Source organism: Micromonospora sp. H61 (assembly GCF_018070325.1).
Taxonomy (GTDB): Bacteria; Actinomycetota; Actinomycetes; order Mycobacteriales; family Micromonosporaceae; genus Micromonospora; species Micromonospora salmantinae.
In genome coordinates this window covers 1-25,238 of the sequence record NZ_JAGPXY010000067.1, presented here as the reverse complement: position 1 = coordinate 25,238, position 25,238 = coordinate 1, and the positions used below count along the sequence as shown (strand labels likewise).

The window sequence follows — 25,238 nt, the reverse complement described above, 5'->3', positions numbered from 1 at the left end:
CGCGCGCCCGGCGGTAGAGCGGACAAAGGGCCAGCCCGGTGTTCGGGCTGGCCCTTTGCCGTGCGAGCTGAGCGTCAGAAGCCTGTTCCGGCGCCGCCCTCGGCCTGGGACATCAGCGCTGCGGGCGGCGGGTTCTGCGCCGGGGTGTTCGCGGTCTTGCGACCCCGGGCGAGCCGTCGCTGGACGTACTGTGCGAGCTTCGACAGCGAGTAGTTCACCACGATGAAGAGAACGGCGATCACGACGTAGACCTGGATGGGATTTTCCAGTGCGCCGATGATCTGCTTACCGATGTTCAGGGTCTCCTCGTAGCTGATGATGAAACCGAGTGAGGTGTCCTTCAGGACGACCACCAGCTGGCTGATCAGCGCCGGCAGCATGATCCGGAATGCCTGCGGCAGCAGGATCATCCGGGTGGTCTGTGCCGGGGACAGCCCGATGGCGGAAGCGGCCTCCGCCTGACCTCCCGGCAGCCCCTCCATGCCCGAGCGCAGGATCTCGCCGATCACCACAGAGTTATAGACGGTGAGGCCGATGACCAGGTACCAGAGGTTGTCGAGGTAGACGCCGAACTCGGGAAAGCCGCGGGCCACAAAGAAGATGGTGAGCACGACGGGCAGGCCGCGGAACACCTCGACGCAGACGCGGGTGACCGCCGACAGCAGCCAGCTCAGCCCGCGCAGCAGGTACGCCAGCGGCGTGGCGAGGCCGGTGAACGTGCGCTGGGACAGGCTCTTGAGCTGGATCCGCAGCACCGCGAGCAGCGTGCCGACGACCAGCGAGGCCACGATGGCCATCGCCGCCGCGATCAGGGTGTTCTTGAAGCCGAGGCCGATCCGCTCCCAGACCAGGGAGAAGTTCTCGTTGGAGGGGTCGACCAGCGGACCCCACAACTCCATCGACAACTGGCCTTTTTCGTCCAGGGGTCGGTAGATCAGGAAGTAGGCGCCGACGAGCAGGACCAACCCGGCGACGACGCTGCTGATCAGCGTGATCCGCCGCTGCCGGGGCCCGGGGACGTCGTAGAGGACGCTGGTCTGCTGACTCATCGGGCCACCGCCTGTCGCTTCTCGATCCGGTCCAGCAGGGTGCCGAGCGGCACAGTCATGATCAGATAGCCGATCGAGATGCCGAGGGCGACGGGGACGAAGGCGTAGCCCTCGGCCGAGGTGAGCTGGTCGGCGCTCTGCGACAGGTCTCCGACGACCCCGAAGAAGCCGACGAGCGCCGAGTTCTTGATCATCGCGATGATCACCGAACCGAGCGGGACGATCGAGGCCTTCCAGGACTGTGGCAGCACCACGTAGCGCAGGTTCTGCCCGAAGGTCAGGCCCAGTGACCGCGCCGCCTCCGCCTGGCCGGCGGGCACCGCGTTCACTCCGGACCGCAGCGCCTCGCAGACGAACGCCGCGGTGTAGAGCACCAGGGCGATCAGCGCGAACCGGAAGTACGGCAGGTCGGTGCCGAGCCGGGTGAACAGCGAGTCGAGCACCGGGATGCGGAGGAAGTCCGCGTTGGAGCCGAGCGCGGGCAGGCCGAACGCGGCGAAGAACATCACCACTGTCAACGGCATGTTCCGGAAGACGTTCACGTAGCCGGTGCCGAGTGCGCGGAGCGGCGGCACCGGTGAGATGCGCAGCACCGCCACGATGGCGCCCAGAACGAGGGCACCGATCGCGGCGAGGATGCAGATCTGGAGGGTGAGCCAGAAACCACCCGCAAAGACGTCGAACTTGTCGATGAGCACGTTCACGGGTCGGTGTTCCTCCCCACCCTCCAGATCGAAGGATCAGATCAGTAGCGGTTGATGGTGGGCGCTGAACCCAGTTCCGCGCCGAACTTGCCGGCGGTGTTGTCCCAGGCCTTCTTCCAGCTGCCGTCGCCGACCGCCTTGTCCAGGGTGTCGTTGATGAAGCTGCGGAAGTCCGCGTCCTCCTTCTTCACCCCGATGCCGTACGGCTCCTTGGTGAAGTTGCTGCCGGCCAGCTTGAACGACGCCTCGTCCTTGGCGATGTAGCCGAGCAGGATCACGTTGTCAGTGGTGACGGCGTCGACCTGGCCGCTCTTGAGGGCGTCCCGGCACTTGTCGTACGTGTCGAAGGGCACCAGCTGGGTGGCAACGTCCTTGACGTACTTCTTGATCTCCTCGAACGGCGTCGAGCCGGTGACCGAGCAGACCTTCTTGGTGCCGTCCTTGAACGAGTCCGGACCGGTGATGGTGGTGTCGTCCTTCTTGACCATGATGTTCTGGCCGGCCTCGTAGTACGGGCCTGCGAAGGCGATCCGCTCCTTGCGCTTGTCGTTGATCGTGTAGGTCGCGGCGACCAGGTCGACAGTGCCGTTGACGATCACGTCCTCGCGGACCTTCGAGGGGGCCTCGACCCACTCGATCTTGTCCTCGGGGATGCCGAGCTCCTTGACGATGATCTTCGCGATCTCGACGTCGAAGCCCTCCGGCTTGCCGGAGAGGCCCTTCAGGCCGAAGCCGGGCTGGTCGAACTTGGTGCCGATCTTGATCTTTTGGGCCTTGTTCAGCTTCTCCATGGTGGTGCCGGCGGCGAAGGACTTGTCGCCAGCGCCGGTGCCCTCTCCGCCGTCGTCGCCACCACAGGCGGTGAGGCCGAGCGCCAGAGCGGCGACCGCGGCGACTGCCGCAACGCGCTTGATACGCATACTCTTCTCCTTCTTCAACGGAGCCCACCGAGTACGGCGCGCTCCACTACGGACGCCTAGTGCGTGAGGATCTTGGAGAGGAAGTCTCGGGCCCGCTCGCTGCGCGGGTTCGCGAAGAACTCCGCCGGTGGGGCGTCCTCGACCAGTTGCCCGTCGGCCATGAAGATGACCCGGTTCGCCGCGTGCCGGGCGAAGCCCATCTCGTGGGTCACCACGACCATCGTCATGCCGTCGCTGGCCAGCGAGGTCATCACGTCGAGCACCTCGCCGACCATCTCCGGGTCCAGGGCGCTGGTCGGCTCGTCGAAGAGCATCGCCTTGGGCTGCATGGCCAGCGCCCGGGCGATGGCCGCCCGCTGCTGCTGGCCGCCGGAGAGCTGGGCCGGGAACTTGTCCGCCTGGTTGGCGATGCCGACCCGGTCCAGCAGGGCCAGGCCGCGCTCGCGGGCGGCGGTCGGCTTCTCCTTGCGGACCTTGATCGGGCCGAGGGTGACGTTCTCCAGGATGGTCTTGTGCGCGAAGAGGTTGAACGACTGGAAGACCATGCCCACCTCGCTGCGCAGCTTCGCGAGGGGCTTGCCCTCGGCCGGCAACGGCTGACCGTCGAAGGTGATGGTGCCCGAGTTGATCGGCTCCAGTCGGTTGATCGTGCGGCACAGCGTCGACTTGCCGGAGCCGGACGGGCCGATCACCACGACCACCTCGCCCCGACCCACCGACAGTGAGACGTCGTCCAGCACGTGCAGCGGCCCGAACCACTTGTTGACCGCGTCCAGCACGATGAGCGGTTCGCCCGTCGTCACGTCGTCCACCGTCCCCTGTCGTCTCCCGGATCGGGGTCGGTTGACCCCCGGTGCGGCCACTGTAGGCGGCCTGATGTGGCAGAACGCAACCCAGCGGGTCACGGAGCGGTAACACCGGTCACGATCGTTCTCGGGCGTCCGATTTTGGTCACCGGATGGGCGGTCACGGTGGCGATCGTGGTGCCTTGTCGCGATCATGGGTGGATGACCGAACCCGTACGGTTGACCAAGTACGCCCGCGGCGGTGGCTGCGCCTGCAAGATCCCGCCGGGCGAGCTGGAGATCATGGTGGCCGGTCTCGGGCCGGCGACCGGCACCGCCGAGTTGCTGGTCGGGTTGGACCATGGCGACGACGCGGCGGTGGTGCGCCTGGACGAGCGGACCGGCCTGGTCAGCACCGCCGACTTCTTCACCCCGGTGGTCGACGACGCGTACGACTGGGGTCGGATCGCCGCTGCCAACGCGCTCTCCGACGTGTACGCGATGGGCGGCACCCCGCTGGTGGCGCTCAACCTGCTCTGTTGGCCGCGCGACGTGCTGCCGCTGGAGTTGGCCCGCGAGGTGCTGCGCGGCGGCCAGGACGTGGCGCGGGAGGCCGGCTGTCACCTGGCCGGCGGGCACAGCGTGGACGACGACGGCCCGAAGTACGGTCTCGCGGTCACCGGCACGGTCCGACCTGAGGAGCTGATCACCCTCGACGGCGGGCGGGCCGGGGTGCCGTTGTCGCTGACCAAGCCGCTCGGGGTGGGTGTGCTGAACACCCGGCACAAGGCGACCGGGGAGAGCTTCCCGGAGGCGGTGGCCACGATGAGCGCGCTCAATCGGGAGGCCGCCCGGGCGGCGGTCGCCGCCGGCATCCGGTGCGGCACCGACGTGACCGGGTTCGGGCTGCTCGGGCACGCCTCGAAGCTGGCCCGGGCCAGCCAGGTCACGGTGGCCATCGACACCGCCCGGGTGCCCTATCTGGCCGGCGCGCGGGAGGCGCTGCGCGACGGGTTCGTCAGCGGCGGCAGCCGGCGCAACCTGGAGTGGGTGACCCCGTGGACCGACTTCGGCGCGGCGGACGAGGCGGAGCGGCTCCTGCTCGCCGACGCGCAGACCTCCGGTGGCCTGCTGGTCGCCGGCGAGGTGCCCGGCGCTCCGGTGGTGGGCGAGCTGCTGCCCCGGGGGGAGCACCTGGTCGTCCTGCGCTGACCGGGGCGGTCGACCCGCGGGAGGACACGCGGTGGCGGTGGCGCGGATGGCGCACCATACCCGATAAACTGTCACCTTCCCGCTACTCCGAGCAATGCCGCTCAGGGAAATTTTGCCCGGAATGGTCACAGACCGGTAACTTGCCCCCGGCTGGGGTCAAATGCCCCCCACCATCGTGTGTAAGGCCCGATCCGGAGGCCGGTGGGGACGAACGCAGCGAGGAGGCGGAATGACCGAGCTGTGGAACTGGAGAATCGACGGGGCTCAACCCGTGGAGGTCTACCCGGCGCTGGCGGAGGCGCTTGGTCGGGTGGTGATGCCGCTGGCGGTGGCCGACCCGGCGCGGCTGCCGGCGTACGCGGTGGTGTGTGACGTCTGGCAGGCGCCGGGCGAGTTCGCCACGGTGGTGGACTGCTACGGGGTGCCCGAGCAGCTTCCCGAGCACGCGAGCATCGCCGCACTGGCCCGATTGCTGGGACGCAACTGCCTGTTGCGCGACGACACGCTCGACGCGGGCCGGCACCTGCTCGTCGCTCCGGACGGCACGGTCCGTCCGGTGCACTTCGACGTGCGGGACACCGAGGACGGTGAGGTGCTCAGCAGGCTGCGGCTCTGCTCGCTGGGTGACCCGGGTTGTCGGGGCTGGTCGCAGTGCCACCGCTCGCGCTGGGCGCCCGACACTGTCGCACCGGCGCTCGCCGCGGCCTGACCCTCCCCAGGGTCAGGCCCGGCCGGGTGCCGTGCCGGTCGGCGGCGATCAGCTGGCGGCGGTGGCCGACCGGTCGGTGGTGCCCGATCCGGCGCCCCGTACCACCAGTTGGTCGAGCAGGGTGCGCGTCGCCTCGGCCACGGCGGCCACCGCGGCGTCGAAGGCGGCGGCGTTGTGCGCGGCGGGCGCCCGGAAGCCAGAGATCTTCCGGACGTACTGCAACGCTGCCGCCTCGACGTCCGCGTCGGTCACCTGCGGGGTGAACGGCTCACGCAGCGTCTTGATGCTCCGGCACATGTCAGCTCCTCCTCCGTCCACCGCCGGGTGCCACTCGCCGTGCCGGCGGTGGTACCGACGGTGACACTGGGTCGATATTTGTCTATCCTGGTCACGGACCAGAGCCGTTCGAGCCACAGCCGCCGCTCGCGCTCCCAGCGCCCCGGGCCCCCGGAGACTCATTGTGGACCATGCCCCCACCCGCCCATCCCGTCCCGACCTAGACGATCTCACCCGTAGCCTGCACGTTCCGCTGGAACGGATCGCCGTCGAGCATGCCGATCTGATCGAGGCGGTGCGCAGCCGCGTCGTCACCAACGACTCCGTGCCGTCCGGCATCGTGGCCGTCGCCGCCTTCAACTCGTCCATCTGAGTGATGGTCTGCCGGTGCGGTCCGCCCGGAGTGGGCGGATCCTGCCGGCGGATCAGCCAGTTCGTGCTGAAGGTGCACAGCCGGTGCGACCTCAGCTGCGACCACTGCTACATCTACCAGCACGCCGACCAGACCTGGCGTGGCCGTCCGACGCGGATGCCGCCCGCCACCGTCCAGGCCGCCGCACGGCGTATCGCCGAGCACGCCCGCGAACACGAGTTGCCGGTCGTGCACGTGGTGCTGCACGGAGGTGAGCCGCTGCTGCTGGGGGCCGCCGGGTTACGGGAGGTGTTGGCCGAGCTGCGCACGGCGATCACCCCCTGGGCGCGGCTCGACCTGCGCATGCAGACCAACGGCGTGCTGCTCGACGACGAGCTGTGTCGGCTGTTCGTCGAGTACGACGTGCGGGTCGGCGTCTCCTTCGACGGCGACCGGGCCGCCAACGACCGCCACCGGGTCTTCGCCCACGGCGGCAGCAGCCACGACCTCGTCCGCCGGGCGTTGGCCCTGCTCCGACGGCCGGAGCACCGCGCCAGCTACGCCGGCATCCTCTGCACGATCGACGTCCGCAACGATCCCGACCGGGTGTACGAGGCGCTGCTGGCCGAGAGCCCGCCCCGGGTCGACCTGTTGCTGCCCCACGCCACCTGGGACCACCCCCCGCAGCGCCCCGGCCCCGAGCCCACCCCGTACGCGGACTGGCTGGGGCGGCTGCACCGGCGGTGGGTGGACGACGGGCGCCCGATGTCGATCCGGATGTTCGAGGCGCTGCGCCCGGGTGGCGGCGGCACCGAGGCGTTCGGCCTCGCGCCGGCCGACGTGCTGGTCATCGAGGCGGACGGCAGTTGGGAGCAGGTCGACTCGTTGAAGACCGCGTACCACGGCGCGGCCGGCACCGGGTTCGACGTGTTCGACCACTCGGTGGACGAGGTCGCGCGGCACCCCGGGGTCGCCGTCCGGCAGGACGGCGTGGAAGGGCTCTGCGTGACCTGCCGGGCCTGCCCGGTGGTCGACCGGTGTGGCGGCGGCCTGTACGCCCACCGCTGGCGCACCGGCTCCGGCTTCGACAACCCCTCGGTGTACTGCGCCGACCTGCTCCGCCTGATCGACACCGTGGACGCCTACCCGCCGCCCACCCCACCCGCGTCGGGCGAAGGGTCGACCACCTCGCCCGTCGACGGGTTGCTGGACGACCTGGCGACCGGGCACGGCTCGGCCTCGACGCTCGCGCTGCTCGCCGACACCCAGCTCTCCATCACCCGGGCGCTGCTGGCGGCCTGCCGGGACGGGTCGGGCACCACGGCCGCCTGGGAGTTGCTCGTCCACCTCGACCAGGTGGCGCCGGAGGCGGTGCGGGCGATCCTGGCGCACCCGTTCGTCCGGCCCGGGCTGGTGCACCGCCTCGACTCGTCGGCCCCGCCCGGCCTCGGCGCGGCAGCCGACCCACTGCCGGCCATCGCCGTCGCCGCGGCGCTGCGGGCCGGCGTCCCGGCCGCGCTGCACGTCCCGGTGCGGGCCGACAGGATCACGTTGCCCACGCTCGGCAGCCTGGTGCTGCCCGGCCTGGGGGAGAGCGCCGAGGTGACCGTCCGGCCCGGCGAGTTCCAGGTCCGGGGCGGGCCGGTCGCGCAGACGGTGCTCCTCGATCCGCTGGCGCCGCCGTCGACCGGCTGGTTTCCGACCCGTGACGTGTCGGTGCCCGGTGGCCGCTTGCTGCTTGAGGACGGTGACCCGTACCGCGACTGCTACGGCCAACCGGTGGAGTCCCGCCTGGACGGTCCGGCGGCGCGGGCGTTGGGCCGTACCCTGGCGGCGGCCTGGCGGGTGGTGCACCGGGACGTGCCGGCGCACGCGGCGGCGCTCGACGGCGGCCTGCGTGCCGTCGTTCCGTTGGCGCCCGACCCGGCGCGACCCCTGCGGAGCGCGACCGCCCGGCACGCGTTCGGCGCGGTAGCGGTCACCCCCCATGCCGATCCGGAGACGATGGCGGTGCTGCTCGTGCACGAGTGGCAGCACGCGAAGCTGGGTGCGGTGCTCGACCTGTACGACCTGGTCGAACCCGGGCAGGGCCTTCGGATCCGGGTGCCGTGGCGCCCCGACCCGCGGCCACCGGAGGGCGTCCTCCAGGGGGTGTACGCCCATCTCGCCGTCACCCAGGTCTGGCAGTCCCGGGCGGCGGCCACCGACCATCCGGACGCGTCGGCGCACGCGGCCCACTTCCTGGCGTGGACCCGGGACGGCGTCGACGCGCTGCTGGCCAGCCGGTCGCTCACCGCGACGGGTGAGCGGTTCGCCGGCCAGCTGCGCCACGCCCTGGAGGAGACCCGTGTCGGGTCCAGATGAGCACCCACCGCCCAGACTGGGTCGTCCCCGCCTCGCCGACGAGCTGCGGGCGCTGGGCGTACGCCCGGGGGTGTGCCTGCTGGTGCACTGCGGCCTGCGTCGGGTGGGCCCGCTGGAACACGGCCCGGCGACCCTCGCGGGCGCGCTGCGCGACGTCCTCGGCCCGGCCGGCACGCTGCTGGTGCCCACCCAGACCGACGGCAACTCGACCACCTCCCGGGTCCACCTGGCGGCCACCGCCGGCATGGACCGGGCGCAGCGCGAACGGTACGAGGCGGCGCTGCCGGGCTGGGACCGCCGGACCACCCCCTCCCATCGGATGGGGGCGCTCGCCGAGTACGTCAGGTGCACCCCCGGCGCCGTGCGCAGTGACCATCCGCAGACCTCGTTCGCCGCGCTCGGCCCGCGGGCCCGGCAGCTCACCGACGGCCACGACCTCACCTGTCACCTGGGGGAGCGCTCACCGGTCGGCGGCCTCTACGCGGCGGACGGGCAGATCCTGCTGCTCGGCATCGGCTACGAGGTGTGCAGCGCCCTGCACCTGGCCGAGTACCGACTGCCGGTGCCGCCGCCCGAGCGCGACTACCACTGCTTCCGGCTCGTCGACGGTCGGCGGGTCCGTCTCGACTTCCGGGCCCTCGACCTGGACGACCGGGACTTCCCGATGGTGGGCGCCGCGCTCGACGACACGCCGTTGGTACGGCACGGTCGGGTGGGGCGGGCCGATGCCCGCCTGCTGCCGGCCCGGGCCGCTGTCGACTTCGCGACTGGTTGGTTCACCACGAACCGGTTGGCGGCGCGACGTTGACGCGGGGACTACGCTGATGATCCGGCCGCGCGGGGAGGGCGGAGGGTCAGCGGTGAGCACAGTGGACGCACCCTCCCAAGCACGCGCCCCACTCTTCTTCATCAGCTATTCGCGGGCGCCGGTCGGCCGGGCCACCGGCAAACCCGCCGAGTACGTGTCCCGTTTCTTCGAGGACCTCTCCGTCCACGTCAGCGAGCTGGTCGGCCCGGTGACCGGAGTGGACGCCGGCTTCCTGGACAGCTCCATCGCCGGCGGTGAACGCTGGAGCCCGGAGCTTCTCCAGGCCGCCGGCACCTGCCAGGTCTTCGTTCCGCTGGTCTCCAGCGCGCTGCTCGGCAGCGACTGGTGCGGCCGGGAGTGGGACGCGTTCTCCCGCCGACGGATCACCCCGCGACACCGCTCCGCCTCGATCCACGAGACAGCGATCGTGCCGGTCACCTGGTCGCCGACGAACGGCACGGCACTGCCTCGGGTGCTCCGCGACATCCAGCGCTTCACCCCGACCGCGATGCCGGATCCCGACATCGCGGTGCACTACCAGCGGGACGGGGTCTACGGCTTGCTGACCATGCAGTGGGAGAACGCGTACCGGGCGGTGGTCTGGCGGCTCGCGCAACGCATCGTGGCCATCCATCGGTCGTACCTGGTCGAACCCTGGGTGCCGGCGAGCGTGGACGAGCTGTGCAACCGGTTCGCCGAGGAGTCGGAGTGAGCCCCCCGACGGCCCGACGCCGACCGGGGGCGCGCGGGACGTACTTCTTCCTGAGCTACGCACACTCGGCGCCGCCGCCGGGCGCCCGGGCCGACGCCGACGTCTGGGTCGGCCAGTTCTTCGCCGACCTGACCGACGAGGTGCGGCGTCAGGCGCGACCGGTCGCCGGAATGCGGATCGGCTTCTTCGACCAGCACATCCCGTTGGGCGCCGACTGGAAGGCCGCCCTCGCCGAGGCGCTCGGTGACGCTGAGGTCTTCGTCCCGCTCTACTCGCCCGGCTACTTCAGTCGCCCCTGGGCGCTGGGGGAGCAGGAGTCCTTCCGGGCCCGGCTGGCCGCCGCCGGGTCGACCCGGATCACCGCCGGCCATCTCACCCCGGTGCTGTGGATCCCGTTCCCCCCGTGGGAGGCCCACCCGGAGCTGGACGGTGCCCTGGACCTGGGCCGGGACGTCCCGGAGTACGCAGCGGACGGCCTGCGCGCGTTCTGCATGCTGGCCTCCTACCGGGCCCAGTACGAGCTGATGCTGAGCCGCCTGGCGAGCCGGATCGTGCACACCGCCGAGCGCCGTCCGATGGGCCCGTCCCGGGCGCCCGGCCTGGACGAGGTGGTTCGTCCGGCGCCGACCGACCCGGACTTCGTCGTCGCCGTCCTGGCCCCGACCCGGGACCGGCTGCCGAGCGATCGCGACCCCGCCGGCTACGCGGCCAGCGGCCGGCTCTGGCGGCCGTACGGGCGCAGCCAGCAACTACCCGCCGCCGAGTACGCGGTCAGCACCGCCGAGCGGCTCGGGCTGTCGGCCCGTACCGAGGACTTCGCGCAGGCGTCCGCGCTGCTCGATCGGCGGCCGGCAGTGCTGTTGGTCGACCCGTGGATCGCGGCGGCGCCGGACGCGGCCGGCGTCCTCGCCCGGATGCTGCACGGCCTGCGGGAGTGGGTCGTTCCGCTGGTGGTCACCGACGACGACGACAGCCAGGACGCCACCCGCTGGGCCACCGAGGTGACGCAGCTGTTGCACGCCGCCGGCCTGCCCCAGGTGAAGCGGGCGTGCAACATGCCGGAGTTCGTCGACCTGATGCCCGCGCTGGTCACCGAGGCGCGCCGCCAGTTCCTCAAGTACGGCCCGGTCGTCCCCTTCGAACCACCGCCGGAGCCGGTGCCGAGCCTGCGTGACGGCCTGCCCGCCGCCGGCTCGACAGTGTCCACCGACCCCGCGTCCCCGCCTGATGATCCGGCCCCACCGCGTCCCCACGGAGAAAACCGATGAACAACGATCGCGAAGGCCAGGTCGTCACCTTCTACTCGTTCAAGGGTGGAACGGGCCGAACGATGGCGCTGGCCAACGTGGCCTGGATCCTGGCGGCCAGCGGCCGGCGGGTGCTCGTCGCCGACTGGGACCTCGAGTCGCCCGGTCTGCACCGCTTCTTCCACCCGTTCCTCGACGCCGAGGCGATCCAGGGCACCAGCGGTGTGATCGACATGATTCGCGACTACGAGTGGGAGACCACCCGGGTCAACGACCGGCCGGACCGCTGGATGGAGCAGTACGCCCGGGTCGGGCGGCACGCGTTCTCGCTGCGCTGGAACTTCCCCGACGGAGGCGGCCTCGACTTCCTCTCCGCCGGCCGGCAGAACAGCGACTACGCCGTCTCGGTGAGCGGGCTGGACTGGGACAACTTCTACAACCGGCTGGGCGGCGCGCAGTTCTTCGAGGCGCTGCGGGCGGACATGAAGCGCCAGTACGACTTCACCCTGATCGACAGCCGGACGGGGTTGAGCGACGTAGCCGACATCTGCACCCTGCACCTACCGGACACCCTGGTCGACTGTTTCACCCTCAGCGACCAGGGCATCGACGGCGCTGCCCGGGTGGCGCACTCGGTACGGGACCGGTACCGGCGGCGCGACATCCGGGTCCTGCCGGTGCCGATGCGGGTCGACCAGGCCGAGAAGGAGCGGGCCGAGGCGGGGCGCCTGCTGGCCATGCGCCGGTTCGCCGGTTTGCCGGCCGGCATGACCGAGGCGGAACGGCGGCGTTACTGGGCCGCGGTGGAGGTCCCGTACCGGCCGTTCTACGCGTACGAGGAGACCCTCGCGACGTTCGGCGACCCGCCGGGCTCACCGACGTCGCTGCTGGCCGCGTTCGAGACGTTGACCGGGATCCTCACCGACGGCGCGGTGACCGCGTTGCCGGTGATGGACGAGTCGGTGCGGGAGCGGGGCAAGGCCCGGTTCCGCCGACGCACCGAGGCTATCGACGACCAGATCGTGCTCCGGTATGCGCCGGAGGACGCCATCTGGGCCGAGTGGCTGGAGCGGGTGCTCAGCTCGGCCGGGCTGCGGGTGGTGGAGCCCACTGCCGCCGTCGGGTCCGCCGGTACGCCGGCCCCGCGCACGCTGACAGTGGTCTCGCCGGCCTACGTGGCGACCCCGTCCGGTGGTCTGCCCGACCGGGACACGAGCACCGGCTCCACGGCCCTGGCCGTGTACGTCGCCGACCTGCGCCCACTGGCCGAGTTCCCGTCCCAGAGCTCCACCAACCTGGTCAACGTGAGCGCCGCGACCGCCGTGGAGCGGGTGTTGCGGCTGGTCGGCCGGCCGGTGCCGTCGTCGGCGGACGGCCCAGCGGGTGGGAGTGCCCGTTACCCGGGCACCGAGCCGTTGATCTTCAACGCTCCCAACCGGAACGCCCGGTTCACCGGCCGGGAGGACGACCTGGCGCGGCTGCGCGCGCAGTTGCAGAGCGGGGGCAGCGCGGTGGTGCTGCCTGTCGCCCTGCAGGGCATGGGCGGCGTCGGTAAGACGCAGGTGGCTCTGGAGTACGTGCACCGGTTCAAGGCCGGGTACGACGTGGTCTGGTGGATCGTGGCGGACCCGCCGCAGTTCGTCGACACGGCCCTCGCCGACCTCGCCGGTCGCCTCGGCATCCTCGTCGGGCCGACCCTGCCCGACACGGTCCGGTCGGTGCTTCAGGTGCTCGGCCGTGGTGAGCCGTACGAGCGGTGGCTCGTCGTCTTGGACAACGCCGAAGAACTCGACCAGATCGAGCCCTTCCTGCCGCAGGGCCCCGGGCACGTCCTGCTGACCTCCCGCAACCGCGCCTGGGGTGACCGGGCGAACCCGATCCAGGTGGACGTCTTCGACCGCACCGAGAGCGTGGCGCACCTCGCCCAGCGGGTGCCCACGATCAGCGCCGAGGAGGCCGACCGGGTGGCCGAGGCGCTCGGCGACCTTCCGATCGCGGTGGCCGCGGCGGGCGCCTGGCTCGCCGACACCGGCACGTCGGTCGCCGACTACCTGCGGCAGATCGAGCGGCACGGCCCCAGCGCCCTCTCCGTGGAGGCGACCTGGGACCTGTCACTGAACCGGCTGCTGGAGCAGGCGCCCGCCGCCTACCGGCTGTTGCAGCTCTGTTCGGTGCTGGCCCCGGAGATCGCCCTCGAACTCATCTACAGCGACGAGATGGCGGCGGCCCTCGTGCCGTTCGACCCGTCGGTTTCCGAACGGCTGGTGCGCGGCGCCCTGGTCCAGCAGATCAACCGCCTGGCACTGCTCAAACTCGATGTCCAGGGCGGTCGGGTCCAGGTGCACCGGCTGTTGCAGGCGGTGGTCCGCGACCGGATGACCGACGACGAGATCACCGCCGCCCGACACCAGGTGCACCTGGTGCTGGCCGCGTCTCGGCCCCGTGGCGACGTGGACGACCCGACCACCTGGGCCCGGCTGCGCATGCTCTGGCCGCACCTGGAGGTCTCCGAGGCGCTGACCTGCCCGGACGAGCCGGTGTGTCAGCTGCTGATCGACCGGGTCCGTTATCTGTGGCAGCGCGGCGGTCTGGACCAGGCCGACACGTTCAGCCAGGAGGTGGACGACACCTGGAGCGCCCGGCTCGGGGACACGCACGACGAGGTCGAGGCGTCGGCGTTGGGCCGCCAACTGCTGCACCTGCGGTTCAACCGGGCGAACATCCTGCGCAGTCTGGGCCGGTTCAACGAGGCACGGGACCTGGACGAGGCGGTGCTGGCCGAGCAACGCCGGCTGCTGGGCCCGTTGCACCCGCACAGCCTGATGACCGCCGGCAGCCTCGGCGGTGACCTGCGGGCGCTCGGCCGCTACGCCGAGGCCCTGGAACGGGACCGGTCCACCTACGCCTCCTGGCTCCAGGTGTTCGGCGAGGACCACCCTCGGACGTTGAGCGCGGCCAACAACCTCGCCGTCTCGTACCGGCTGGTCGGCGACTACCGGTCGGCCCGTCGCTGGGACGACGAGGTGCACCAGCGACGGCGGCTGGTGCTTGGCCCCACGCATCCCTACACCCTCGTCTCGGCCGTGCGGCTCGGCAGTGACCTGCGGGAAGCTGGCGAGTACGAAAGGTCGGCCACCCTGCTGCGCACCGTGTACGACACGTACTGCGAGGTGCTCGGTCCGGATGACGGCCAGAGTCTCGCCGCTCAGGTCAACCTGGCGGTTTCCCTGCGCAGCTCCGGTCGGGGCAGCGAGGCCGCGCCGATGTTCGAGACGGCCTACCGCGAACTCGACGACCGTTTCGGTTCGGACAACCCGGACACGGTGGCGTGCCGGTCGAGTCGCGCGGCGAACCTGTTGGCCGTCGGCGACGCGGCGCGGGCGCTGACCGAGATGAACGCCGTGCGGGTGGCGTTCGAGGAGTTGCTCCGGCTCGGCCCGGAGCACCCGCACGCCCTGGCGACGGTGAGCAACATCTCGGCGGCGGAGCGCGCGCTCGGGCGCAGGTCGGACGCCCTCGCGTCGGCGTCCCGGGCGGTCGGCGAGTTGCGCAAGGTGCTCGGGCCGGATCACCCGCACACCCTCGCGGCGGAGGTCAACCAGGCGGTGTGCCTCGCCGAGGAGGGTGACTGGGAGTCGGCGCGGGACCGGCTGCGGGAGACCGCCGGCCGACTGGCCGCGGTGATCGGTGCGGACCACCCCGACACGCTGCGCTGCCTCGGCGATCTCGCCCTGGTGGCGAGGCGGGCCGGCGACGGCCCCGCCACCGAGGACGTCGGCGTCGTGGCGGACCGGCTGGCCGAGGTGATCGGTCTGGAACATCCCACGGTCCAGACCCTGCGCGAACGGCGGTTCGTGGTCCGGGTGATCGACCCACACACCATCTGAGCGGGGCGTTCGGCGGGCGGCTGGCTGTCCAGGCCGACCCGCCGGTCCGGCCGGGCCGGGCGATCAAGAGCTGCGGGCCGGGCGCTCAGAGCTGCGGGCTGGTCGCGAGGTCCGGCGTGGCCAGCCAGGTCAGGGTCTGCGGCAGGATCTCCACCGCCCCGAAGTGCGCGGCGCCGGGCTGCACCTGCACCTCGGCGCGCGGAATCCGCGAGGCGAGCCAGTGTGAGTGCTCCACCGGGGAGAAGCGGTCCTGTTCGCCGTGCCAGAGCCGGACCTCCGCGCGGATGGCGCCCAGGTCGAACCCCCAGCCGCGCCGGATCGCCAGCACGTCGTCGATCCAACCCTCGGGGCCGTGTCGCAGCGCCTCGGAGTACATGTCGGTCAGCAGTCGGCGGATCGCGATGTCGTCGACGACCCGGATGTCCTCGTCGGGCAGTTGAGGGCGGAGGAAGTCCAGCAGCGTCATCGGGTCCCGGCGGGCCTCGTCCGCGCGAACCTTCAGGTTGAGCGTGAGCTCGGCGAGGTCCTCGTCGGCCTGCCCGTAGTCCTCCACGTTCGATTCCGCCATGCCCGCGTACCAGTCCAGGTCGGGCGCGCCGGCCGGGGCGAGCCCCACCAGCACGGCGGCCCGGGTGACCCGGTCCGGCAGCAGCGCGGCGCAGGCCAGGGCGTGTGGCCCGCCACCGGATCGGCCCACCACCGCGAACCTGTCGATGCCGAGGTCGTCGGCGATCGCCGCCACGTCGGCGGCGGCGTCGGCCACCCGTCGACCCTCGTGCCGGTCGGAGTCGCCGTACCCGGGTCGGTCGTAGCAGACGAGGTGCACGCCGAGGCGGTAGACGACGATGCCCCGGGGGCGAGGGCCACTACGGCTGCCCGGGGTGCCGTGCAGCAGGAAGACCGCCGGCCCGTCCGGCGCTCCCGAGGTCTCCACCGCGAGGTGCCGCCCGTCCGGGGTCGTGACGGTGCGCTGTGTCGCATCTTGTCGCGTCACGGTTGGCCTCCCGCGGGTCGTCATGTGCTCCCCCGTGAACGGAGCCGGCGCATGGTCGGCGCCGAGTGCAAAGCCCCCGAAATCGCCCAGAACACATCCTTGTTGTGCAGCGTACTGCCCGTCGTGGATGCCCGCCATGGGCCAGCGGGTCAATGCCGGTGGGGTGGGCCACCCGAACGGGCCGCTACCCTGGTAGCCCGAGGGGAAGGGGCACCAAGAGGGTGGCTAGGACCTACAACGTCGTGACGTACGGCTGCCAGATGAACGTGCACGATTCTGAGCGGATCTCCGGCCTGCTCGAACAGGCCGGCTACGTGCGCGCGGTGCCGACCGACGACACCCCGGACATCGTCGTCTTCAACACCTGCGCGGTGCGAGAGAACGCCGACAACCGGCTCTACGGCAACCTCGGTCGACTGCGCCCGGTGAAGGACAAGCACCCTGGGATGCAGATCGCTGTCGGCGGCTGCCTCGCCCAGAAGGATCGGGGCGACATCGTCCGCAAGGCCCCCTGGGTGGACGTGGTCTTCGGCACCCACAACATCGGCGCGCTGCCGGTGCTGTTGGAGCGGGCCCGGCACAACGCCGCCGCCGAGGTGGAGATCCTGGAGTCCCTCGACGTCTTCCCGTCCACGCTGCCCACCCGCCGCGAGTCCACGTACGCCGGCTGGGTGTCGATCTCGGTGGGGTGCAACAACACCTGCACGTTCTGCATCGTGCCGGCGCTGCGCGGCAAGGAGAAGGACCGGCGCCCCGGCGACATCCTCTCCGAGGTGCGCGCCCTGGTCGACGAGGGCGTGCTGGAGGTGACCCTGCTCGGGCAGAACGTCAACTCGTACGGTGTGGAGTTCGGCGACCGGTACGCGTTCGGCAAGCTGCTGCGGGCCTGCGGCGACATCGACGGGTTGGAGCGCGTGCGCTTCACCAGCCCGCACCCGAAGGACTTCACCGACGACGTGATCGCCGCGATGGCCGAGACGCCGAACGTCTGCCACTCGCTGCACATGCCGTTGCAGTCCGGCTCCGACGATGTGCTGCGGGCGATGCGCCGGTCCTACCGTTCCGAGCGCTACCTGGGGATCATCGAGAAGGTCCGGGCGGCGATGCCGGACGCGGCGATCACCACCGACATCATCGTCGGCTTCCCTGGTGAGACCGAGGCCGACTTCCAGCGCACCCTGGACGTGGTCCGGGAGGCCCGGTTCTCCTCGGCCTTCACCTTCCAGTACTCGAAGCGGCCCGGCACCCCCGCCGCGACAATGGACGATCAGCTGCCCAAGCAGGTCGTGCAGGAGCGCTACGAGCGGTTGATCACATGCGTCGAGGAGATCACCTGGGCGGAGAACAAGCGCCTCGTCGGTGAGACCGTCGAGGTGCTGGTCGCTGTCGGTGAGGGCCGCAAGGACGAGCGGACCGGCCGGATGTCCGGTCGGGCCCGCGACGGTCGACTCGTGCACTTCGCGACCGAGACCGCCGACGGGGAGTCGCTGGCCGGCCGGATCCGGCCGGGGGACATCGTGCACACCACGATCACGTACGCCGCGCCGCACCACCTGAACGCCGACGGACCGCCGGTGGCGCACCGTCGCACCCGGGCCGGTGACGCGGCCGAGGCGGGGCGCTCCCCGCGTACCCCCGGGGTGTTGCTCGGTCTGCCGACGATCGGCGCACCGCCGGTCGCGCCCGCTCCCGTCGCTGGCTGCGCCACCCAGTGACCGCACGGAAGGGCCCCTGGACGAGGGGCCCTTCCGCGAAAGGCCGAGTCAGACGGTGATCCGGCCGGCGCCGGCGCCCGCCGTCACGATGGACTTGACGTTGCTCGCGGTGTCCAGCTGGTAGGAGTACGGGATGCTGGCCACGCTGCCGCCGGCCTGGCCGGTGGGCGAGTTGACGAAGTGGTTGTTGCGGGCGACCAGGCTGCCGGGCCCCGAGTCCCCCTCACCGCGGTGGTACGGGTCGTCGACGTTCTCGAAGTAGTTGCCCTCGACGAGCACGCCGGCGTTCTCGGTGGACGCCACGCCGTAGCCGCCGTTGGCCCGGTAGTAGTTGTTGTACACGTGCACCGGGTTGCCGAAGCGCACCCGGGGGTTGCGCTGGTTGCTGCCGTCGAACCAGTTGTGGTGGTAGCTCACCCGCAGGTGACCGACGTCCTGGCTGGCGTTGTCGTCGCTGTGACCGAGCAGCATGGTCTTGTCGTGGCTGAAGACCCGGTTCCACGAGACGGTGACGAAGTCCGAGCCGCGCTTGATGTCGACGGCCCCGTCGTACCCGTTGCTGAAGCTGTTGTGGTCGATCCAGATGTTGGTGGCCGACTCCTGCACGTTGATCGCGTCGTCGTTCCAACCGCGGAAGGTCAGGTTGCGGATGATCACGTTGCGGTCACCGCTGACGTTGAGCCCGCAGCCGGCGATGGTCGCGCCGTAGTTGCCGAGGATGGTCTTGTTGGACCGGACCCGCAGCATGCCCGAGCAGGTGATCGTCCCGGACACCCGGATCACCGCGGCGCCTGTCGCGTTCAGCGCGCTGGTCAACGCCGAGGCGGTGGTGACGGTGGTGGTGGCGGCGCTACCGCCACCGGTGGTGCCGCCGTTCTGGGTGGCCCAGCCGACAAGTGTCGACGGCGGCTGGGTGCTGGGCGGGGGAGTGCTCGACGGTGGCGGGTCGGTAGGCGGCGGGGTGGTCGGTGTGGTGCCGCCGGTGCAGGCGACGTTGTTCAGGCTGAAGCTGCTCGGGGCCGGGTTGCTGGAGCTGTTCCAACTCGCGTTGAAGCCGAACGTGGCGCTGGCGTTCGTCGCCAGGTTGCCGTTGTAGTCGACGTTTGTCGCGGAGACCTGGCTGCCGCTCTGCGAGGCGGTGGCGCCCCACGCCTGGCTGACCTGCTGACCGGCCCCGTACGACCAGCGCAGCGTCCACCCGGAGACCGGGTCGCCGAGGTTGGTGACTGTGACGTTGCCGGTGAATCCGCCCGGCCACTGGCTGGCGACCGAGTAGGCCACCTGGCAGCCGGCGGCCGCCTGGGCGGACACGGAGGTCAGCAGCCCGGCGGTGACCAGGGTGGCGGTGGCTGCGGCAGTGGTGGCGATCAGCGTCATTCGACGCCGTCCTGTGCGCATGCTGCTTCCTTTCGGTGAGGCGGACGGAGGTGTCGCGACGCCCATGCCCGTGGGCGGCGATCTCGGCCGGGACCAGTGGTCCTCGGGCCCGCCAGTGCAGGTTCGTGAAGGAAAGCGGCTCCCGCGCTCGCGCTCACCCATGGAGAGGCAAGCGCTTTCCCGATGAAAGCATAGAAGAATCTGAATGTAAATGGCCGGGACGGCCGATGCGCTGCGCACCGGCCGTCCCGGCAGCGGCGCACCGGCCGTCCCGGTGGATCAGCAGCCGGTGCCGCTGAGTTTCACAGTGCCCGGCGCGCTGGCCGTGCCGTTGGCGGTGAAGCCCACCGTGACCGATCCGCCCGCCGGCAGGGACGGAGCGTGGCTCGGAGCCGCGGCGGTGACAGTCGTACCGGACTGCGTGACGGTGGCGTTCCAGCCACTGCCCACCGTCACCCCGGACGGCCAACTCCAGGTGACCGACCACGGGTTCACCGCGCCCGAGCCGGTGTTCTTCACTGTCAACTCGCCCTGGAAGCCGCCCTGCCAGGCGTTGACCTGCCGGTAGGTGGCCGTGCAGGCGCCGGCCGGCGGGTCCGTCGGCGGGTCCGTCGGCGGTCCGCTGGTGCCGCCACCGGACGGCGCGATCAGGTACGGCTGGAGGATCGCCTGCTTGGCGGTGTTGACGTTCGTCCAATCGTCAAGCGCGATACCGCCGGTGTCACCCGAGTTCGGGTTCCACGACCAGTAGGTGAAGGACATCCCGGTCACCCCGGTCCCGGTGTAGGCCATCAGCTTCTCCAGCCACACCTTGTCCTTCGGGTCGACCAGGGTGCTGCCGAACTCGCCCATCATGATCGGGGCGATGTTCTGCTTGTAGAGGTAACCGAAGTACTTGTCCCAGATGGCCGGCATGTTCGCCGGGTAGTCCGGGGCGTCGAACCAGGTCTGCCGGTACACCGAGGTGGCGTACTCGTGCGGCGAGTAGACCAACCGGTTCGCCACGCTCAGCCGGACCGGGAACTGACCCGCCTTCGACAGGTTGCCACCCCACCAGCCGCAGTCCTCGTCGTTGCTGGTGTCGCCGTCCCAGACGTTGGAGAGGCCACCGCTCGGGCAGCTCACCCCCTCCACGAAGATCAACCAGTTGGGCTGGACGCCGAGGATGGCGTTCCCGGCCCGCTCGGCGGCGAGCCGCCAGTCCCGGGTGGTGTCGCCACAGCCCCAGCACGCGCCGGTGGCCGCCGGGTTGGTGCCCTCCGCGTGCGGCTCGTTGTGCAGGTCGGCACCGATCACCGTCGGGTTGCCCGCGTACCGCTGGGCGAGCATCTTCCAGTCGTTGATCCAGGTCGCCTCGGAAACCGTCGACGTGTACCAGAGCGGCGACTGCCCGGCCGCCGTCGGCCGGTGCCGGTCCAGGATGATCCGCATGCCCTTGCTGCCGGCGTAGTCGATCACCTTGTCCAGAATCTGCAACGGCGACAACCCGATCAGGTCCGGGTTGACGAAGTCGTTGATCCCACTGGCGGTCGCACCCGGTTTCAGCGCGTCGTTCGAGTACGGCACCCGCAACGTGTTGTAACCCAGCCGGGCCATCGTGTCGAGTTGTCCCCGCCACGGGTTGTTCGACCACAGCCCGTGGAAGGTCTTGTTGTCGGTCTCCATGCCGAACCAGTTGATGCCGGTCAACCGGACTGTCGCACCGGTGCTGTCCACGATCTGGTTGCCACTGGTATGTAGATAACCCGTACCGGTGCCGGCGGCGACGGCCGGGCTGGTGCTGACGGCGGCGGCGAGGAACACGCCGGCCGCGACGGTGACGAGCGCGGTGAGCGCGCCGCCGAGAGCCTTGGGACGGAACAATGCGAGCTCCACTTCGGAGGTCCGACGCCGTCCAGGAACGACGCCGGTGGGCGGCCGTCCGCACGCCACGGTCCCGAAGGGGTACGCGGACAGCACGCGACGGCCCATGTCACCCGGACGTGGTCACTCGCGGAAGCTCACCGGCGACCCTCGACGGCGGATGCTCCGCCTTCGTCGCCCTCGCACCGGTGGCCCTGCCTGGCTCCGTCGCTCATTCTGATCAGCCCAGGTCAATGCGTCAACCTGCCCGCCCGCCCCGCCTCGCCCCGCCGTGGGGGCGCGCAGACGAGGGCGCGGACGCCTGAGGCCGGACAGGCGGGAGCCCCCGGTCCCGCTGGGGACCGGGGGCTCCGGACGTCGTCAGCTCAGCCGGCCTGCTCGGCGAGTTGGAGGAACTGCCGCTTGGAGGCGAGGGCCTGCTCCGCCTCCTTGATCCGGCGTGCGTCCCCGGCGCTCTGCGCCCGGGCCAGCCGGTCCTCGGCCTCCGCCACCTGCGCCCGCATCTGGGCGAGCAGCGGGTTGTCCTCCTTGGTGGTGCGGCGCCACGCCGAGTCCATCACGTCACGGACCTTGTCGTCGATGACGCGCAGTCGGCGCTCCAGCCCGGCGGCCGCCTCGCGGGGCACCCGGCCGGCCTCGTGCCACTGGGCCTGGATCTCCCGCAGCCTGGCCTGGGCGCCCTTCGGGTCGGCGTCGATGTCCAACGCCTCGGCCTCGGCGAGCAGGGCCTGCTTGCGCTCCAGGTTGCCGCGCTGCTCGTTGTCCCGTGCGGAGAAGACCTCGCTGCGCCGGCTGAAGAAGGCGTCCTGCGCACCCCGGAACCGTTCCCAGAGCTTCTGCTCGGCCTCCTTGGAGGCGCGCGGAGCGGCCTTCCACTGGGTCATCAGGTCCTTGAGCTGGTTCGCGGTGGCGGCCCAGTCGGTGGAGTCCGAGAGCTTCTCCGCTTCGGCGACCAACTCCTCCTTGGCGGTCTGTGCCTGCTTGCGCTGCGAGTCCAGGGAGGCGAAGTGGGCGCCGCGGCGGCGGGTGAAGCCGTCCCGGGCGGCGGCGAACCGCTTCCACAGCTCACCGTCGGCCTTCTTGTCGACCCCGCGGATGGTCTTCCACTCGTCGAGGATCTCCTTGAGCCGGTCCCCGGCGGTCTTCCACCCGGTGGATTCGGCGGCCAGCTTCTCGGCCTCCTCGACCAGCGCGGTCTTGCGGGCCAGGGCCTCGCCGCGAGCGGCGTCCCGGGCGGCGCGCGCTTCGCCGGCCTTCTCCTCGGCGAGGGTCGCCAGCTTGTCCAGGCGGGTGGCCAGCGCGTCGATGTCGCCGACCACGTTGGCCTCGGGCAGCGTGGCACGGATCCGCCGGATCGTGCTCAACGAGTGCCCGGCGTCCGCCGCACCCGACTTGAGTCGCGCCTCGGTCAGGTCCACCTCGGTCACCAGGTCGGCGAAGCGACGGGCGAAGTGTGCCAGGCCCTCCTCCGGTGCTCCCGCCTGCCAGGATCCGACCACCCGCTCTCCCTCGGTGGTCTTGACGTACACGGTGCCGTCCGCGTCCACCCGTCCGAAGGCAGTCCAGTCGCTCATGTGCCCATCCTCGTTCTCCCGGCGTCGAGGGATCGATCCCCCGTCGCCGCCACGGCGCAGCCAAGTTGCTTCCGGCATTGTCACAGGTCCGACCCGGTCCGCGTCGAGCGCCTATCGCCGACCGTGACCATACGGTGTCCTAGGGGCCTAATGACCGGATCGGCGCGGAGACGCACCGGGGATTCCCGCTACGGTGGACGGGTGCCACTGGTCGCCGCCGCCGTCTGCCCGCATCCGCCCCTGCTCGTGCCCGAGGTGGCCGGCTCGGCGGCCCCGGAGCTGGACGATCTGCGGGCGGCCTGTGACACCGCCGTACGCCGGCTGTTGGCCGCCGATCCGGACATTGTGGTGCTGGTGGGCACCGGCCCGGTGACCGGCCCGATCCGCACCCCGGCGACCGGCTCTCTCCAACCCTGGGGTGTCGACCTGGACGTGCCGTTGGTGCCCGGCCTTCCGGACCGGGGTGCGGTGCTGCCGTTGAGCCTGACCATCGGCGCGTGGTTGCTGGCCCGTCACGGCACCCGCCCGCCGGTGACGGCCGTGCAGGTGGCCGCCGACGCCGGCCCGGCCGAGCTGGCAGCGCTCGCCGACGAGGTCGGCGCCACCGGTGAACGGGTGGCGTCGCTGGTGCTCGGGGACGGGTCGGCCTGCCGGGGAGAGAAAGCACCCGGGTACGACGACGCGCGCGCCCTCCCGTACGACCACGGGGTTGCCGCGGCGCTGGCCGACGCGGACCTGGACGCCCTGCTCGACCTCGACCCGGTGGTGTCGACGGAGCTGAAGGCCGCCGGTCGCGCGCCCTGGCAGGTGCTCGCCGGCGCGGCCCGCGCGGCCGGTGGTGGGTGGCGCGGCGAGTTGCTGCACGACTCCGCCCCCTACGGGGTGGCCTACTTCGTGGCGTCCTGGGAGCGGGTGTGACGGGCACTGTCGTCGCGGTGGTCGGCCCGACCGCGGCTGGCAAGTCCGCGCTGAGCATCGCGTTGGCGCACGCCCTGGACGGCGAGGTGGTCAACGCCGACTCGATGCAGCTCTACCGGGGCATGGACATCGGCACCGCCAAGCTGACCCTCGCCGAGCGGGACGGGGTGCCGCATCACCTGCTGGACATCTGGGAGGTCACCGAGCCGGCGAGCGTCGCGGAGTACCAGCGACTGGCCCGCGCGGCGGTGGACGACATCCTGTCCCGGGGGCGGGTGCCGCTGTTGGTCGGTGGTTCCGGGCTGTACGTGCGGGCGGTGCTGGAGCGTTTCGAGTTCCCCGGCACGGACGCGGCGCTGCGGGAGCGGCTGGAACGGGAGTTGGCAGAGGTCGGTCCGGCCCCGCTGTACGCGCGGCTGCGCGCCGCCGACCCGGTCGCCGCCGAGGGCATCCTGCCGGGCAACGGCCGGCGGATCGTGCGGGCCCTGGAGGTGATCGAGCTCACCGGCGCGCCGTTCGCCGCCTCGCTGCCGCAGCCGACGCCGTACTACCCGTCGGTGCAGCTCGGCGTCGACCTGGACACCGGCGTGCTGGACGAGCGGATCGCGCTGCGGGTCGACCGGATGTGGGCCGACGGCCTGGTGCCGGAGACCCGTGAGCTGGTCGGGCGCGGGCTGGCCGAGGGGCGGACGGCGAGTCGGGCGCTGGGCTACCAGCAGGTGCTGCGCCTGCTCGCCGGTGAGCTGACCGAGGCGCAGGCGCACGACGAGACGGTCCGGGCGACCCGGCGCTTCGTCCGCCGGCAGCGGTCGTGGTTCCGGCGCGACCCGCGGATCCACTGGCTGGACTCGACGACCCCGGACCTGATCGGGGCCGCCCTGCGTCTGGTGCCGGCGGCTGCGCGATGATGGGGCTGTGGAGTTCACCAAGGGCCACGGCACCGGCAACGACTTCGTCCTCCTTCCCGACCCGGACGGTCAGCTCGACCTGACCCCGGAGCTGGTCGCGGCGCTCTGTGACCGGCGGCGGGGCATCGGCGCGGACGGCGTGCTGCGGGTGGTCCGCGCGGCCAAGCATCCGGACGGCGCGGGTCTGGCCGGCGAGGCCGAGTGGTTCATGGACTACTGGAACGCCGACGGCTCGTTCGCCGAGATGTGCGGCAACGGCGCCCGGGTCTTCGTGCGCTACCTGCTCGACACCGGGTTGGCCACGCCGGCCGGCGCGGCGCTGCCGGTGGCCACCCGGGCCGGCGTCGTGCGCGCGCTGGTCGAGGGCGACGTCGTGTCCGTCGAGATGCGCCGACCCCAGGTGTACGACAGTTCAGCCGCCACCCTCGGCGGGCTGACCCTGACCGGTGCGGTGGTGGACGTCGGCAACCCGCACCTGGTCTGCGTGCTGCCGGCCGGCGTGGAGCTGTCGGCGCTGGACCTGACCGTCGCGCCCGGGTTCGACCCGGCGGTCTTCCCGAGCGGGGTGAACGTCGAGTTCATCGTGGCGGGTGACCCGGTCGACGGCACCGACGAGCACAGCCTGATGCGGGTGTACGAGCGCGGCAGCGCCGAGACCCTGTCCTGCGGCACCGGTGCCTGCGCGGTGGGTGCCGTGGCGCTGCGCGACGCCGGCCGGGACACCGGCGTGGTCGCCGTGGACGTGCCCGGCGGCCGCCTAACGGTGACCGTCACGTCCGGCTCCTGCTGGCTCTCCGGCCCCGCCCTCCTGGTGGCCACCGGCGAACTGAACCCAACAGTGCTCCGCCCCTAACGGCCCCCCCA

21 protein-coding genes are annotated in these 25,238 nt (G+C 71.5%); 12 read left to right on the top strand and 9 right to left on the bottom strand.

What is annotated here, in order from left to right; genetic code table 11:
• Positions 1–74 precede the first annotated feature (74 nt).
• The 4 genes from KBX08_RS26100 to KBX08_RS26085 are packed head-to-tail and all read right to left on the bottom strand — an operon-like array spanning position 75 to position 3,485.
• Positions 75–1,049, bottom strand: coding sequence for an amino acid ABC transporter permease (locus KBX08_RS26100; RefSeq protein ID WP_210786001.1), 975 nt, complete (start codon positions 1,047–1,049; stop codon positions 75–77).
• The gene (locus tag KBX08_RS26095; RefSeq protein ID WP_210786000.1) at positions 1,046–1,753 is read right to left on the bottom strand and encodes an amino acid ABC transporter permease; all 708 of its coding nucleotides are present in this window, start codon (positions 1,751–1,753) and stop codon (positions 1,046–1,048) included. Before KBX08_RS26095 ends, KBX08_RS26100 begins: the two co-directional genes overlap by 4 nt.
• Positions 1,754–1,794: 41 nt before the next feature.
• Positions 1,795–2,673 carry a glutamate ABC transporter substrate-binding protein gene (locus KBX08_RS26090; RefSeq protein WP_210785999.1) on the bottom strand — a complete coding sequence of 293 codons (879 nt, stop codon included), beginning with the start codon at positions 2,671–2,673 and terminating at the stop codon, positions 1,795–1,797.
• Between the two features lie 56 nt (positions 2,674–2,729).
• Positions 2,730–3,485 carry an amino acid ABC transporter ATP-binding protein gene (locus KBX08_RS26085; protein WP_088946762.1) on the bottom strand — a complete coding sequence of 252 codons (756 nt, stop codon included), beginning with the start codon at positions 3,483–3,485 and terminating at the stop codon, positions 2,730–2,732.
• Positions 3,486–3,680: 195 nt separating this feature from the next.
• Here KBX08_RS26085 and selD point away from each other — a divergent pair, with 195 nt between their 5' ends.
• Both selD and KBX08_RS26075 read left to right on the top strand, forming a co-directional pair.
• Positions 3,681–4,670, top strand: a complete 990-nt coding sequence (gene selD / locus KBX08_RS26080) for a selenide, water dikinase SelD (protein WP_210785998.1) — start codon at positions 3,681–3,683, stop codon at positions 4,668–4,670.
• Positions 4,671–4,899: 229 nt separating this feature from the next.
• Entirely contained in the window at positions 4,900–5,379 is a 480-nt protein-coding gene (locus tag KBX08_RS26075; protein ID WP_210785997.1) for a hypothetical protein, read from the top strand.
• A gap of 48 nt (positions 5,380–5,427) precedes the next feature.
• Here the strand turns inward: KBX08_RS26075 and KBX08_RS26070 are convergent, their stop codons facing one another.
• Entirely contained in the window at positions 5,428–5,676 is a 249-nt protein-coding gene (locus KBX08_RS26070; protein ID WP_112676127.1) for a DUF2277 family protein, read from the bottom strand.
• 163 nt (positions 5,677–5,839) lie between these two features.
• On the opposite strand from KBX08_RS26070, the gene KBX08_RS26065 reads away from it, so the two are divergent.
• From KBX08_RS26065 to fxsT, 6 genes are read left to right on the top strand one after another with little or no spacing between them, the layout of a single operon-like run.
• Positions 5,840–6,028: a hypothetical protein gene (locus KBX08_RS26065; protein ID WP_210785996.1), complete on the top strand. Its 189-nt coding sequence runs from the start codon at positions 5,840–5,842 to the stop codon at positions 6,026–6,028.
• A gap of 30 nt (positions 6,029–6,058) precedes the next feature.
• Complete coding sequence (locus KBX08_RS26060) at positions 6,059–8,371, top strand: FxsB family cyclophane-forming radical SAM/SPASM peptide maturase (RefSeq protein WP_307850656.1); 2,313 nt, start codon at positions 6,059–6,061, stop codon at positions 8,369–8,371.
• On the top strand, positions 8,355–9,179 hold the full coding sequence (locus KBX08_RS26055) for an aminoglycoside N(3)-acetyltransferase (protein WP_238690865.1): 825 nt from the start codon (positions 8,355–8,357) through the stop codon (positions 9,177–9,179). Before KBX08_RS26060 ends, KBX08_RS26055 begins: the two co-directional genes overlap by 17 nt.
• Positions 9,180–9,231: 52 nt before the next feature.
• Positions 9,232–9,891: a TIR-like protein FxsC gene (locus KBX08_RS26050; protein WP_210785994.1), complete on the top strand. Its 660-nt coding sequence runs from the start codon at positions 9,232–9,234 to the stop codon at positions 9,889–9,891.
• Positions 9,888–11,159, top strand: a complete 1,272-nt coding sequence (locus tag KBX08_RS26045; protein WP_210785993.1) for a TIR-like protein FxsC — start codon at positions 9,888–9,890, stop codon at positions 11,157–11,159. The genes KBX08_RS26050 and KBX08_RS26045 overlap by 4 nt, the downstream gene beginning before the upstream one ends.
• Positions 11,156–15,025 (top strand): FxSxx-COOH system tetratricopeptide repeat protein, encoded by a 3,870-nt coding sequence (gene fxsT, locus KBX08_RS26040; protein ID WP_210785992.1) that lies wholly within the window; start codon positions 11,156–11,158, stop codon positions 15,023–15,025. The genes KBX08_RS26045 and fxsT overlap by 4 nt, the downstream gene beginning before the upstream one ends.
• Positions 15,026–15,110: 85 nt before the next feature.
• Here fxsT and KBX08_RS26035 read toward each other — a convergent pair whose 3' ends face one another.
• Complete coding sequence (locus KBX08_RS26035) at positions 15,111–16,019, bottom strand: alpha/beta fold hydrolase (RefSeq protein WP_238690869.1); 909 nt, start codon at positions 16,017–16,019, stop codon at positions 15,111–15,113.
• A gap of 221 nt (positions 16,020–16,240) precedes the next feature.
• Here KBX08_RS26035 and miaB point away from each other — a divergent pair, with 221 nt between their 5' ends.
• Positions 16,241–17,734 (top strand): tRNA (N6-isopentenyl adenosine(37)-C2)-methylthiotransferase MiaB, encoded by a 1,494-nt coding sequence (gene miaB / locus KBX08_RS26030; protein WP_210785990.1) that lies wholly within the window; start codon positions 16,241–16,243, stop codon positions 17,732–17,734.
• A 48-nt stretch (positions 17,735–17,782) separates the two neighbouring features.
• Here miaB and KBX08_RS26025 read toward each other — a convergent pair whose 3' ends face one another.
• The 3 genes from KBX08_RS26025 to KBX08_RS26015 all read right to left on the bottom strand — a co-directional run bounded on the left by KBX08_RS26025 (position 17,783) and on the right by KBX08_RS26015 (position 22,548).
• Positions 17,783–19,132 carry a cellulose binding domain-containing protein gene (locus KBX08_RS26025; RefSeq protein WP_210785989.1) on the bottom strand — a complete coding sequence of 450 codons (1,350 nt, stop codon included), beginning with the start codon at positions 19,130–19,132 and terminating at the stop codon, positions 17,783–17,785.
• Positions 19,133–19,390: 258 nt separating this feature from the next.
• Positions 19,391–20,974: a cellulase family glycosylhydrolase gene (locus tag KBX08_RS26020; RefSeq protein ID WP_210785988.1), complete on the bottom strand. Its 1,584-nt coding sequence runs from the start codon at positions 20,972–20,974 to the stop codon at positions 19,391–19,393.
• A gap of 365 nt (positions 20,975–21,339) precedes the next feature.
• Entirely contained in the window at positions 21,340–22,548 is a 1,209-nt protein-coding gene (locus KBX08_RS26015; protein ID WP_210785987.1) for a DUF349 domain-containing protein, read from the bottom strand.
• Positions 22,549–22,698: 150 nt separating this feature from the next.
• Between KBX08_RS26015 and KBX08_RS26010 the strand changes: the two genes are divergently transcribed.
• Genes KBX08_RS26010 through dapF form a run of 3 tightly spaced genes read left to right on the top strand, consistent with a single transcriptional unit; the run spans position 22,699 to position 25,227 of the window.
• The gene (locus KBX08_RS26010) at positions 22,699–23,466 is read left to right on the top strand and encodes a hypothetical protein (protein WP_210785986.1); all 768 of its coding nucleotides are present in this window, start codon (positions 22,699–22,701) and stop codon (positions 23,464–23,466) included.
• Positions 23,451–24,374 carry a tRNA (adenosine(37)-N6)-dimethylallyltransferase MiaA gene (gene miaA / locus KBX08_RS26005; protein ID WP_372494903.1) on the top strand — a complete coding sequence of 308 codons (924 nt, stop codon included), beginning with the start codon at positions 23,451–23,453 and terminating at the stop codon, positions 24,372–24,374. Before KBX08_RS26010 ends, miaA begins: the two co-directional genes overlap by 16 nt.
• A gap of 7 nt (positions 24,375–24,381) precedes the next feature.
• Complete coding sequence (gene dapF, locus KBX08_RS26000; protein WP_210785984.1) at positions 24,382–25,227, top strand: diaminopimelate epimerase; 846 nt, start codon at positions 24,382–24,384, stop codon at positions 25,225–25,227.
• Positions 25,228–25,238 lie beyond the last annotated feature (11 nt).